This window comes from Gracilibacillus salinarum (assembly GCF_022919575.1).
Taxonomy (GTDB): Bacteria; Bacillota; Bacilli; order Bacillales; family Amphibacillaceae; genus Gracilibacillus; species Gracilibacillus salinarum.
Genome location: NZ_CP095071.1, coordinates 3,995,732 through 4,008,949, shown reverse-complemented (window position 1 = coordinate 4,008,949; position 13,218 = coordinate 3,995,732). Strand labels below are relative to the sequence as shown.

General features: G+C 40.4%; 14 protein-coding genes. 6 read left to right on the top strand and 8 right to left on the bottom strand.

The window, feature by feature from the left end; translation table 11 throughout:
• Window positions 1–610: 610 nt before the first annotated feature.
• From MUN87_RS18875 to MUN87_RS18865, 3 genes are all read right to left on the bottom strand, one after another.
• Window positions 611–913 (bottom strand): nucleotidyltransferase domain-containing protein, encoded by a 303-nt coding sequence (locus MUN87_RS18875; RefSeq protein WP_244742816.1) that lies wholly within the window; start codon window positions 911–913, stop codon window positions 611–613.
• Window positions 914–945: 32 nt separating this feature from the next.
• Window positions 946–1,317 carry a nucleotidyltransferase substrate binding protein gene (locus tag MUN87_RS18870; protein ID WP_244742813.1) on the bottom strand — a complete coding sequence of 124 codons (372 nt, stop codon included), beginning with the start codon at window positions 1,315–1,317 and terminating at the stop codon, window positions 946–948.
• A gap of 670 nt (window positions 1,318–1,987) precedes the next feature.
• On the bottom strand, window positions 1,988–2,854 hold the full coding sequence (locus MUN87_RS18865; protein WP_244742810.1) for an aldo/keto reductase: 867 nt from the start codon (window positions 2,852–2,854) through the stop codon (window positions 1,988–1,990).
• 317 nt (window positions 2,855–3,171) lie between these two features.
• Between MUN87_RS18865 and MUN87_RS18860 the strand changes: the two genes are divergently transcribed.
• From MUN87_RS18860 to MUN87_RS18840, 5 genes are all read left to right on the top strand, one after another.
• Entirely contained in the window at window positions 3,172–4,587 is a 1,416-nt protein-coding gene (locus tag MUN87_RS18860) for a polysaccharide deacetylase family protein (protein WP_244742807.1), read from the top strand.
• Between the two features lie 144 nt (window positions 4,588–4,731).
• Window positions 4,732–5,739, top strand: a complete 1,008-nt coding sequence (locus tag MUN87_RS18855) for an ABC transporter substrate-binding protein (protein ID WP_244742804.1) — start codon at window positions 4,732–4,734, stop codon at window positions 5,737–5,739.
• A gap of 13 nt (window positions 5,740–5,752) precedes the next feature.
• Window positions 5,753–7,483, top strand: coding sequence for an ABC transporter permease (locus MUN87_RS18850; protein WP_244742802.1), 1,731 nt, complete (start codon window positions 5,753–5,755; stop codon window positions 7,481–7,483).
• Window positions 7,480–8,550, top strand: a complete 1,071-nt coding sequence (locus MUN87_RS18845) for an ABC transporter ATP-binding protein (RefSeq protein WP_244742799.1) — start codon at window positions 7,480–7,482, stop codon at window positions 8,548–8,550. The genes MUN87_RS18850 and MUN87_RS18845 overlap by 4 nt, the downstream gene beginning before the upstream one ends.
• A 538-nt stretch (window positions 8,551–9,088) precedes the next feature.
• Window positions 9,089–9,631, top strand: a complete 543-nt coding sequence (locus MUN87_RS18840; protein WP_244742796.1) for an NADPH-dependent FMN reductase — start codon at window positions 9,089–9,091, stop codon at window positions 9,629–9,631.
• A 92-nt stretch (window positions 9,632–9,723) separates the two neighbouring features.
• On the opposite strand, the gene MUN87_RS18835 is transcribed toward MUN87_RS18840, so the two are convergent.
• From MUN87_RS18835 to MUN87_RS18815, 5 genes are all read right to left on the bottom strand, one after another.
• Entirely contained in the window at window positions 9,724–10,473 is a 750-nt protein-coding gene (locus MUN87_RS18835; RefSeq protein WP_244742794.1) for an ABC transporter permease, read from the bottom strand.
• Complete coding sequence (locus MUN87_RS18830; protein ID WP_244742791.1) at window positions 10,463–11,236, bottom strand: ABC transporter ATP-binding protein; 774 nt, start codon at window positions 11,234–11,236, stop codon at window positions 10,463–10,465. The genes MUN87_RS18835 and MUN87_RS18830 overlap by 11 nt, the downstream gene beginning before the upstream one ends.
• Before the next feature lie 162 nt (window positions 11,237–11,398).
• The gene (locus MUN87_RS18825) at window positions 11,399–11,731 is read right to left on the bottom strand and encodes a DUF1048 domain-containing protein (RefSeq protein ID WP_244742788.1); all 333 of its coding nucleotides are present in this window, start codon (window positions 11,729–11,731) and stop codon (window positions 11,399–11,401) included.
• Window positions 11,728–12,081: a DUF1048 domain-containing protein gene (locus MUN87_RS18820; RefSeq protein WP_244742785.1), complete on the bottom strand. Its 354-nt coding sequence runs from the start codon at window positions 12,079–12,081 to the stop codon at window positions 11,728–11,730. The genes MUN87_RS18825 and MUN87_RS18820 overlap by 4 nt, the downstream gene beginning before the upstream one ends.
• Window positions 12,082–12,104: 23 nt before the next feature.
• Window positions 12,105–12,443, bottom strand: a complete 339-nt coding sequence (locus MUN87_RS18815) for a PadR family transcriptional regulator (RefSeq protein WP_244742784.1) — start codon at window positions 12,441–12,443, stop codon at window positions 12,105–12,107.
• Between the two features lie 287 nt (window positions 12,444–12,730).
• Between MUN87_RS18815 and MUN87_RS18810 the strand changes: the two genes are divergently transcribed.
• Window positions 12,731–12,892, top strand: a complete 162-nt coding sequence (locus tag MUN87_RS18810; protein ID WP_244742781.1) for a YfhE family protein — start codon at window positions 12,731–12,733, stop codon at window positions 12,890–12,892.
• The last annotated feature ends 326 nt before the right edge of the window (window positions 12,893–13,218 follow it).

Here is a 13,218-nt window from a genome sequence, read left to right as displayed (position 1 = left end):
CTTTGTAAGTGTATGTATAAAAGAAAACGTTACAAATTATCTGGATTTTCATCAGTTTATTTTTAAAGGATACAAATCTCTGGTGGACACTCCTCACTTTTGGTTCCTTTCTAGCTAAACGATACAAATCTTTGGTCACTGCTTCCCGCTTTTGGCTCCTTTCTAGTTAAACGCTACAAATCGCTGCTCGCTGCTTCCCACTTTTGACTCCTTTCTCGTTAAACGCTACAAATCGCTGCTCGCTGCTTCCCACTTTTGGCTCCTTTCTCGTTAAACGCTACAAATCGCTGCTCGCTGCTTCCCACTTTTGGTTCCTTTCTCGCTAAACGATACAAATCTCTGGTCACTGCTTCCCACTTTTGGCTCCTTTCTTTCCAAAAGATACGAATATTTACGTTCTAGGTTCCTTTGCTATGTAAAAATTTTTGGATTGCTCATTTACTTTGCGTTGGCGAGACTTGTATTACAAAGAATAAAATATTCATCTCTACACTATTTTTACTGCTATCAATCTCCTTTTTTACATTAACATAAAATGACAATTCTGCCTTTCTAAATATAACAAGAACACGTTGACAAGATGGTCAACGTGTTCTTATGTTTTTCATCGTCATCCTTCATAAATGACCTTTCCTTCTTTATTAATATGTTGTATCAGCTTCTTATTTGCGATCGATTCATAATGAAGAAGATCAAAGTAATATGGCAACGGATATACTTCATTCAGTAGATCAGATAATTTAAACAGCGTATCTGAAGTAATATTTTTTCCTTTGATTGCAATATCAATATCTGAGCCTTTTTTATAATTTCCCATTGCTCTGCTTCCAAAGATAATACCGTATTCGATTTCCTCAAATTTTTCTAACGCATCGTTTATATAGCGTAAATCTTTTTCAATTAATCCAAACATCAATATCTTTCCTTTAATAATTTGTCATACAATTATTTCAGAATCGGTAGAAATTGCTCTTGTATTTCTACAACCAGTTTCTCAGCCAACTCTTGATCATAAGTATGTGTTGTTAAACTCCGCTTGGATAATGCCTCCATCCATAGGTGACCATCCTCGATGATCTCAGCTTGAAATGCTTGTTTAATCGATTCTCTTGGGCTTTTCGCAACTAAGCCCTCCGCCTCCAAATAATCCTTCAACAATTTCCAAGCCAATTCAAAAGTAGTCTCAAAAAATTGAATAATGCCTGCACGTTCTAATTCAGTTGAAATGCTCATACTAGCGTATTTTTCTAAGAGCTTAAAGGATTTCTCGAAGTTCTCAAATCTTTGTTTCCAACGAATTTCTTTCATTTCATCCATGGGTTCACTCCTTTTTCTACTATAGTCAGACACATAATTTTTTATGGTAATAGGTTAAAAAAATCGGCATTCGCCTCGTTTTAACGAGTATCGTAGTATTTCTTATACTTGGGTACAACTTAAATTTTCATTACATCGAGCTTCTTCATTGCTAAAATTTAATACTTTCCTATCGTTAAATATTAACAATATTCCTTCTGGTTGTTTTTTCTAATCCCATTATACACTTATTATATCTTAATACGAAAATTGTCCGTCATGAATGATTTAAAAATTTTTACTTTTCCTCTACTAGAGGGCATCGGTATGGCTCCCGCTGATCATCTACGATATCTCGTTACATTCTGATTGGTGTTGCGATAGAATAAATAGGATACTTCTCATTACTATAATCAATGAAAGTGAGAAAAAGGTGCCGTTTGAAATCGTTGAAATTAGAAGTAATTTAAAAGCTTCACATAAAGTGAGACTTTGATCAGTGGGGGTTTTTGACCCCCGCTGAACATTAGCGAAACTTATCAGGGTGTGTTAACACTTCCACTTATACTCGAAGCGTGAAGTGGGAGTCTTACAGACGATTAGCGCCGTTTTTTTTAAAAAGTGGCCACCACCTGTTCAGCATAAAAAAAGCACAGGCTCATCCTGTGCTTTTCCCTTAAACGCTAATTATTTACTTCAGCTTTCCACCAAATACCGGCATTACACTAGCCTCACCATAATCTTTAATACGCTCAATATTTTTCAGGAACTCCATATCCTCATCTGAAATAATAAAGTCTACATCGGCATTGTTTTTCATGTGCGCTGGATTGCCCGTTTTAGGTAACGGAAGAAGTCCCAGTTGTAAATCATATCGAATACTTAACTGTGGTACGGAAACACCGTATTTGTCTGCAATGTCTAATACTTGTTGATTTTTGAACAGTTCACCATGGGCAATCGGAGAATAAGCTTCTACAAGAATGTCTTGTTCCTGGATATAGCTGATCAAGTCTTGTGGCGTGTTACTTATATGCGCCAAGATCTGATTGACCATTGGTTTGACAGTGCAGTTTTGAAGAATGTTATCCAGATCCTCTTTTTCAAAGTTTGAAACACCGATAGCACGAAGTTTTCCTGCTTGGTATGCTTCTTCAAGCGCTCTCCACGCTTCACGATTTCCTTCGAAATAACGATCTTCTTCACGGAACTCCATCCATGGCTGTGGACTGTGAATAATCATCATATCCAGATAATCAAGTCCCATTGTTTCCAATGACTGATCAATTGCTGCAACAGCTTCTTCATAGGATTTCACCTCAGCAGCAAGCTTTGTGGTAATAAACAGATCTTCTCTATTTACACCACATGCTCTAATTCCTTCGCCGACACCACTTTCGTTCTCATATGCCTGCGCTGTGTCAATATGACGATATCCGATTTTGACAGCCTCCACTACCGCCTGTGCAACACCCTGATTCTCGATCATCCACGTGCCAAGACCTAATTTAGGAATCTCGACACCATTCGCCAGTGTATAATTTTCGTTTAACATCATTTATAGCATCTCCTTTTGTATTCGTTGCTTTTAATAGAAAAAAATCAATGAAGTACATGTCGTACTCCGTTAAAATTAATTACTATAATCATCGTAGACCTTAGAGTTAACTATAAGTCAAGGATTTCTTTTTAAATATTTTGTTATCTATCCATCTTCTGTCTCTCCGTTCTTTCAGTTGGTGCATTGAATAAACGATCGAAGTTGTCACAACTGATACTCTTTTATTACTTGCTTCTCTGTACTCTACTTGCTTTCCAATGCAATAAGCGTTTAAAATATACACTTGTGATTAAAAAATTTTAGAGGTGACTTGCATGAAATCGACATCTAAGAGAATGATGATTTTTATTGGTATCATACTTATCATCATCCTTGTAATCTTATTTATGACTGTTTTTCAAAAAGATCAACAAAAGCAAAACAAAGAAGAAATCATTACCCACTCGAAGTACGAAGGAGTCGATATTATCACAGACGTTGCATATGATGACACGTACAGATCAGCCACACACTATCCTATATTTAATATTGCTAAACTAGATGATGAAATTGCTGCATATGTACAGAAATCAGAGGAGAATTTTTTTACTGATTTAAAAGATAAAGACCCTAAATGGTTAGAAAAAAGGCCAGCATCATTTTCTTTATCATTTGATATTTATCCGATACAAGACAACTTGTATTCTATTGTATTTTACAAAGATACTTACTCAGGCGGAGCAAATATGCAACAGGATTCCAACGTCTATCTGGTAGATATGGAAAAAGGCCAATTTATTAAACAAAATGAGATCATTGACAATACAACAGAAAACAAAGATCAATTGTACGAGCAGCTCAAACAAGGCTTTATGCAATCTGAAGATTACCAAGACTTTTTCTTTGAAGAAGAATTACATAAATGGTTGTATGATGAGTCCAATACATTCTCCAACATGTACATCGAAGAAGATCACCTGGTCTTCATCTTTAATGAATATCAGGTTACGGCAGGTGCAGCAGGAAGACCTGTCATCCGCATTCCGTTAAATGATATAAAAGGTATCATTTCGAAAGAGTGGAAGGATAAACTCAAAATAGAAGAAGATGAATCAGAAGAACAAGAGAAACCAACAGAGCCAGAAGAAGGCGACAGTGAAGATAACGGGGATACAACAGAGTCAGAGATTCCGGATGATGCTAAAAAAGTAGCGATTACCTTTGACGATGGACCACACCCTGAAAACACGTTAAAAATCCTCAATATTCTCGAAGAATATGAGATGAAAGCCACATTTTTCATGCTCGGAAGTCGTGTGGATTTCTATCCCGATATTGCCAAAGAAGTAGCAAAAAGAGGTCACGAAATCGGTAATCACACCTGGCACCACAAAGACTTAACAACGTTAGGCACAACAGAAATTAAGGAAGAAGTGCAATCTACTGCAGATATGATCAAAAAGGCAACTGGCGAAGCTCCGACCGCATTCCGTCCGCCATACGGAGCAATTAATGACAATGTCCGAAGCGTAGTAGATCAAGAATCTACACTATGGACGATCGATACAGAAGACTGGAAGTCCCATGATCCAGACGCCATTCTGGAAGTGGTAAAGGATAATATCGAAGATGGTTCAATTATTCTCATGCACGATATCCATTCGACCACTGTAGAAGGATTTAAGAAGGTCGCTGCCTATTTAAAAAAAGAAGGCTATTATACCGTTACCGTTTCTCAGTTAAATGATTAAAACGCAAGGAATCACTTGATTCCTTGCGTTTTTTGCTTCAATTTACAAACTCTTCATCAAAACATAACTTTAGTTAAAACCAACTTAACATTCATTTGTCATAATGAGTGGCAGTAATACCACCAACCAAAGGAGGCATTTTCCATGTCAAAAATTAAATTTTTATTTTTACTCATTACTATTTTCACTCTTTTAGCTGGATGTGGACAAGCTCAAGAAGGTAACGCAAGCAGTGTTTCCGGTGAACTAAACTTCTACACCTCCCAGCCCGACGCAGATGCGGAGAAATTGATTTCTGCTTTCAATGAGCACTACCCGGATGTGAATGTAACGGTATATCGCTCTGGTACAGAAGAAGTCATCAGCAAGGTCCAAGCCGAAAAACAAGCAGGCGAAGTCCAGGCAGATGTGTTATTAGTCGCAGATTCTGTCACATTTGAAAGTTTAAAGAAGCAAGAGATGTTACTGGAATACAAGTCTGATGAGGCCGAGCAAATTCCTGAATCATTTGTCGATCCTGACGGTATGTATACCGGAACAAAAGTAATGTCCACTGCTTTAGTAGTGAACAGTGAAAAAGTAAGCGAAATGCCGACATCATGGACGGCGTTGACAGACGCAGATTCATCAGGTCAAGTGGTCATGCCCAGCCCGCTTTATTCCGGGGCGGCTGCCTACAATTTGGGCGTCCTGACTCGTAATGATGAGTTTGGTTGGAAATTCTATGAGAATGTCAAAGCAAATGAACCAATGATCACGCAAGGGAATGGCGATGTGTTAAAAGCAGTCGCAAATGGTGAGAAATCCTATGGTATGGTCGTCGACTTCATTGTCGCTCGTGCAGAAGCAGACGGATCACCGGTCAAGCTTGTTTATCCTGATGAAGGCGTACCCGTGATCACGGAACCAATTGGTATTATGCAAAAAACAGACAATCAGCCTGCCGCCAAAGCATTTGTTGATTTTGTCTTATCACAGGAAGGACAAGAATTAGCAGCAGAAATTGGTTACACCCCAATCAGAGAAGGTGTTTCTGCACCAAAAGGTTTGAAAACCATCGAAGAAATGAGTGTACTGGAAGCAGACATCAACGAACTCTATCAAAACCGCGAGCTAGACAAAGAACAATTTAACCAATTATTTGGAGAATAAGGATGAGGACAGCATGGCCAATCATAACCATAGAGAAGTAATGCCGAACCAGGCATTACGTTCTCTTTTTTCTTATAAAAACATGATCAAGATTTTAGCGATACTTGCCATTTGTGCAATTTTTCTATTACCGATTTATCGCTTAATCATGCTTAGCTTCACTTCGGATGGAAATCTAACTTTCTTAAATTACACGACCATTCTGCAGGATGCTGCCACATGGCAGGTCGTACAGAATACAGTATTGGTGGTTGCAGGATCTACAGTTGTTTCCCTAATTATTGGTGTTTCACTGGCATGGTTAGTAGCTTACACCGATATCAGAGCCAAACGGGTCATGCAGATTTTTATCGTACTCCCCTTTGTGATCCCGTCCTATATTACAACCTTAGCCTGGACACAATTTCTAGGAACGGACGGGCTGTACATGAAGCTTGCTTCTCTGCCCCCTTTCAGTGTGGAGCCTATTGATTTATACAGTCTGGCAGGCATCATTTTTGTGCTTGGTTTTTCCCATTATCCACTTGTTTATCTACTTACGGTCAGTGTCTTCCGCAAAATACCGCGAGAGCTTGAGTTAGCATCACGGGCTTCAGGTGCAAAACGATCGACCACCTTTCGAAAAGTAAACATGCCACTTGCCCTGCCCGGCATTGTCAGTGGCGGATTTCTTGCGTTTCTGGCAAACCTGGATAACTTCGGCATTCCAGCTTTTCTCGGTATACCAGCGCAAATAAATGTGTTAAGTACTTATATTTATCAGCAAGTAGTCGGCTTCGGTCCTTCTGCTTTCTCCAGAGCAGCAACCTTTTCCGTATTACTAGGAATTGTGGCATTAATCGGAACAGCAATTCAATGGCTGTTTTTACGAAAATCTAAACGGTTAGAAACAACAATCGAAGACAAGCAACCGCGTTATTTTCTTGGAAAAAGAAAGTGGCTGGTCGAACTGATCATCTGGGTCTTATTCTTCGTTACCGGTGTCGTCCCACTAATCTCAATGGGTATGACATCACTGATCACAGCGTATGGTGTTGATTTCACCTTACAAACTATCAGCTTAGAAAACTATCAATTTATCCTTAATACAAGCTCCAAAGCAAAGGAAGCACTTGGGAACAGCGCTATGCTCGCCGGTGTGACAGCTGCTGTCGGGATCGTGATCGGTACAGCTATTGCCTATCTTCGTGTACGAAAGCCAAATTTTTTAAGTAAGTTTACCGAGGTGTCGATTGGATTGCCATATGCACTGCCGGGAACAGTGATGGCCTTATCGATGATTTTCGCCTGGATGGAGCCTGTGCCTGGTTGGAACCCTGGCATTTACGGATCGATCATGATCCTTTTTATCGCTTATATCACGAGATTTTTAATTTTACAAGTTAGAGGAAGCATTACTGCCGTCATGCAGGTCGATCTGTCGATGGAAGAGGCGGCGCATGTGAGCGGAGCGAAGGGCTGGTCAAAGTGGCGCAAGATTCTGCTGCCACTGCTTATTCCGGGGGTACTAACTGGTGCTTTTCTCGTTTTTCTCAGTGCTTTAACCGAGCTCACTGTGTCTTCCTTACTTTGGTCGTCTAATTCAGAAACGATTGGCGTCGTGATCTTCGGCTTCGAACAGGCAGGTTACACTACTTATACCACCGCTTTTTCAAGTCTGATTGTGTTGTTGATTATCTTAGGCTTTATCATTTTATATGTATCACAGTCCTATTGGAACAGAAAGGTAGGGAAACGGACATGACCACCATTATCGAAGATTTATTGAAAAAATTTGATCAGACCACCGCTTTACAGAACATCAATATCTCCATTCAGGACGGCGAATTCATCGCCATTCTCGGTCCATCAGGGTGTGGCAAAACAACCTTACTGCGCTTACTGGCAGGTTTCGACTCGCCATCAGATGGAAGTATTACGATTGGCGATCAGCAAGTAAGTACTAAGTATGTCACGCTCCCACCGGAAAAACGGAATATCGGGATGGTGTTTCAATCATTTGCGCTATGGCCACATCTGAATGTTCGAAAACATATCGAATTCCCTCTGCTTCATCATCAGTATGTACCGGCAGATATTCGCGCCAACACTGCTAAGCGAGTGGATGAGGTAATGAAAATTATTGAACTAACCGAGCTGGCGAACCGGATGCCTAATGAATTATCAGGCGGACAGAAACAGCGAGTGGCGTTGGGACGGGCGATTGCACCAAAACCAGAGCTTTTATTAATGGATGAACCGCTCAGCAATCTTGATGCAGAGCTGCGAATGGAGATGCGTAAAGAAATTCAAGAACTACACCATCTCACGAATGCCACAATCGTCTATGTCACCCATGATCAAGCAGAAGCGTTAGCAATGGCTGACCGGATTGTCGTCATGAATAAGGGAAAGATCGAACAAATTGGTACACCACAGGAGATATACAGCCGCCCAACAACAGCCTTTGTTGCTAATTTTGTTGGAAAAGCGAATTTAATTCAAGGAACGTGGGAGAGCGATCAATTCACACCTGCCTCCTATCCCGCTATTACATGGCCGGACTTAGGTGTTTCGATTCCATTGAAGAAACAGGGAATTTATCCAATTCGACCAGAGCAGCTTGAGATTGTGAAGGATCAGCAAGGGATTGAAGGCGAAATTACCAGTGTTCAATATCAAGGAAAAGAGATCCATTATACCGTTCAGGCTGATGGGATGGATTGGGTTGTGCATAGCGGGATGATGGAGAAATTTCGACTGGGAGAACGGATTGTGTTGCAGTTGAAGGTTGCCGTTAAAGAGGAGCAGAAGGAAGTTGTGTATTCGTAAGGGTTAGCGAACTTCTCTACAAGAAGGTGTTATTAGAAAAAAACAGGAAAGTCCTTTCGTTCTATCAAAGAAAAAATATACAACTACCTATAATATGGATTATGTAAGGCTAAGGCTGTATGGCAAAATGGCCATTTTGATATAATTTATCTGCTTAGCAAAGCTCCGGAAATAGGCTCAGCGTCCTGTGGGCACGGTTTCAGCTAGGCTGGTTGACATAATCCATATTATAAGAACCCACCCTCACGTTCAGCATATTTACTTCTATGACTCTACTAATATACTTTCTTTACCTTGTCAGAAACAGGCTCTGATAACCTTTTTGTATTATTCCATAGGTATACTTTTTATAATACGATGGAATGCTCCCTTTCTAGCTAAGACTCCCTACTTGCACCTATTATTCTATCTTGGTAAACTATCACTTGTATGTGCAACGAATAATACATGATTAGCGCCGGCATTTCGTGATTGTTGATGTTGGTCGTATAGATAGAATAAGAATTGCTCATCACTATTTATTTTCAGGAGGTATACGATGAAAGTAGCAGCTATTGTAGGAAGTATACGTAAAGATTCATATAATTTACAGCTAGCGAAGCACGTGCAAAATCGCTATGCAGATCAGGTCGAGGTAGAAATTCTAGATTTAAGTCCTCTTCCAATGTATAACCAGGATAACGAATTAGATGCACCACAAGAGGTGCTTGATTTCAAAGCAAAAGTAAAAGAAGCGGACACCGTACTTTGGATCACTCCCGAGTACAACTCTTCCATCCCAGGTGTACTAGGAAATGCGATTGATTGGTTGAGCCGTGTGGATCAAGTAATGATTGGAAAACCTTCTATTATTATGGGAACTTCTATGGGAGCATTAGGCTCCGTTAAAGCACAGATGCATTTACGAGATATTTTATTTGCGCCTGGATTAGATTCGCCAGTGCTTAGTGCCAATGAAGTATATGTAGGAGCTGTGCATACGAAATTTGACACAGAAGGCAACTTAACAGATGAATCTACGATCGCCTTCTTAGATAATGTGATGGCTAATTTACAAGAGTGGATGAAGCGATACGTATAATACAAACACCTCTTCCTTTTTCAAAATACGGAAGAGGTGTTTCTTAATATTTAGCACTCTATACGGATGAAACTGCGAACTCAAAGGTCCACCTATCGTAACTGCCGTTTAAACACTTTTCCAGTAACAAAATAAGCCATAACCATAATAGCCAAACACCAACCAAGCGCAATCCAAATACTGCTATCAACAACCCCATCATACAAAAGGGCTCGAATCGAATTCACTATAGATGTCACAGGTTGATTCTCCGCGAACGCACGTACAATCGCAGGCATGGTTTCGGTCGGAACAAATGCCGAACTGATAAATGGCAGGAAAATCAACGGATACGAATATGCTGTTGCGCCTTCCATCGATCTTGCCGTCAATCCAGGAATGACGGCAAGCCACGTCAGTGCCAGTGTAAACAATCCGAGTATCCCTATTACTGAGAGCCAATCGAAAACACCTGCATTCGAACGGAAGCCCATTAGTAACGCAACGAGGATAACAATAGCGATAGTGAGCGCATTGGATATAAGTGAGGTCCACACGTGTGCCCACAATATGGAAGAACGTTTGATCGGCATCGTAGTGAAACGCGTCATCAGCCCGCTCTTTACATCGTTAAATAGTCGCAAGGAGGTGTATGCGACGCCTGATGCTATCGTGATCAGTAAGATGCCCGGTAATAAATAATTGACGTAATTGGCCGTTCCTGTCTCGATTGCACCACCAAATACATAGACAAACAACAGCATCATCATGATCGGCGTCACTGCTACCGTGATAATTGTATCCGGACTTCTCATGATATTCCGCATTAAACGTCCCAGCAATACCCCTGTTCTATTTTTCATTTAGATCTCCTCCTTTTTTGCCGACGATCGCGAGAAATATTTCCTCTAAAGTTGGTTGTTTCTCGATGTATTCCACTTTCGTTGGTGGGAACATCTCCTTGATCTCTGCCAGGCTGCCGGTCGTGATAATTTTTCCTTCATGCAGGATGGCAATACGGTCTGCCAGTTGTTCGGCTTCTTCAAGATATTGGGTGGTCAGCAAAATCGTCGTCCCACCGTCTGCAAGCTTTTTAACTGTATTCCAGACCTTCTGTCGTGCTTCGGGATCAAGCCCTGTCGTCGGTTCATCAAGAAAAATAACAACAGGATTACCAATCAAACTCATTGCAATGTCTAACCGCCGCTTCATCCCGCCGGAGTATTTATCTGCTCGGGTGTTGGCCGCATCCATCAAGCCAAATCTTGCAAGCAGATCCTCAGCGACTTGGGCAGAATGGGGAACTCCTCTTAACTTAGCAATCATTTGCAGATTCTCCCTCCCTGTCAGCATACCGTCTAAAGCGGCAAACTGTCCTGTCAGACTAATGATCTGGCGTACAGAATCAGGCTGAAGTTGTACGTCAAAGCCGCTAATACTTACTTCCCCATCATCTGACTTCATTAGCGTTGAGAGAATGTTAACCGTCGTCGTCTTGCCCGCTCCATTTGAACCAAGCAGGGCAAAAATTTCGCCACGTTGCATTTTAAAATCCACCCCCTTTAAAACGTCCTTGCCTTTAATGGATTTTCGCAATCTCTTAACAGAAATCGTTGTATTGTTCATACGTTTTTCCTCCTTCATCCCACTATTTAGTCTTACTGATAATCTGTATCACTTAGTACTAAAGTAAAAATAAAACTGAATACTAAAGTTGGTAACGCACCGTTATACCCAGCTATTCAGTCTAAATTATCTGCGATTTGTTTCATAGTGATAAAGTGCATGTTATTTTTTCTTAGCCTTATCTGCTTTGTGTTTGACCGATTCTTGATAGAGATCCGCATAAGTTTTTGAGTCTTCAATCAGCGCATCGCAGAAAGCAGCAACGTCTGATCCTGTGATTTCAAGCACACTTTTTCCATCAGCTACACCTTCTTCAAAGAAGTGGAGAATCTCTGAGAGCGGTCCTATCCCTTCATGTAACTCAACAGGGCCGACTTTATAGAGATATTTTTGCATCTCTTTATAGACAATCTGGTAATCCTGCGGAAGTGCCTTCACACGGGAAACATGGGCTCTCCATTCTTTTTTGCCTTCGATAATTTTTTTGATACTCATTTTAGTCCTCCTAATTTTCTTGCTACGTTCCTGTTAAGCTGCTCACGCCATTTATCTCGATATGATTTTGCACCTTCGTCCCCAACAAGCGCCGCACAGAAGCCTTTGATATCATCCCCTAATACTTCCTCTACACGCTGGCCGTCTGCTGCTGTTACTTCAAGCAGTTCAAGTGCGCTGTCCATAATCGGCATCAAATTACGACCAGTGAAATCGCCATGAAGCCAAAGATTACTTTTTATTTCTTCCCAAGCAGCTTGATAATCAGCAGGCAAGCCCTTTGCTCGTGCATCAAAACCCTTCATTTGTTTCGTCATATCACTGCCCGTTACTTTTTCAAAAAAGTTCATTTACAGTCTCCTTTCCACACATGTTAATTACTCCTGTTAATTTCTTTCGTTCTCAGTTCATTCATTTTGTCCGAAATGAATTCCCATTTCCTCCAAAAAAGCGCAAGATGATCCTGACCCGCTGCGTTAAGTGTGTAAAATTTTCGCGGCGGTCCAACGGTGGATCTTTTTTTCTCGATGTCGACCAGATTGTTTCGCTCCAGCCGCATTGTAATCGTATAGACGGTGCCCTCCACTACATCGGTGAAGCCAAGCTTTCGCAGCTGCTGTGTGATTTCATAGCCGTACGTTTCTCCTCGGCTGATGATCTCCAGCACACAACCCTCGAGCACCCCTTTCATCATTTCGGTGTTATTTTCCACATTCATCCCTCTTTTGTATTCTCTTTTTTTAGTACTCTGTTATACATGTATTCTGTATTACTTACTACTAGTATATAGTAATGCAGATTAGTTGTGATTGTCAAGCGCATTTTTTATAACGGCATTTCAAAATAAACACAGATCTAGCTTTTATTCATTTCCGGACAGTACATCATATATAATTATCCCATAATGCAAGAAGAAAATTTTTTGGTCTATGTTTATTACTCAAATTCGCAGGGTAATTCATATATATAACCCGATTCCAACAGAAAGGATGAAACATTATGTCTAAAAAGACACAGTATCAACCAATCGGAATAAATGGGAATGAACCATCAGATGCTCAGGAAGTTATTTATTCAAAAGAATTTAAACGAGCAGATATTGCTGGTGGCTATCGAAAACCGAAAGTAAATCAGGCAAAAAATGAAAATCCTGATTTATAAGGGCAGTTATCCTAGCCTTTACCATAGTCTCATTTAAAAAGAGATCGTGCAGATTACTGTACGGTCTCTTTTTATGATTATGTGCCTCCAATTAACCAGCATATTGAAGAACCAGCTGATAAATTGCTACGCAAAGTCCTAAAATACTTGCTTTCATTTTCGATGGATGGTTACTTTTACTACGAATCAAGTAAATGAAACTGCTATAAATCCCAAGGGAATCCACAGCTCAAAGACACCTTCCATTGTACTGCGAGAATATATTGGAGTTACGTACGTGCTAATCAAAAAATAAAGAAAAACTTTAATACCTGACCCGTTGAATT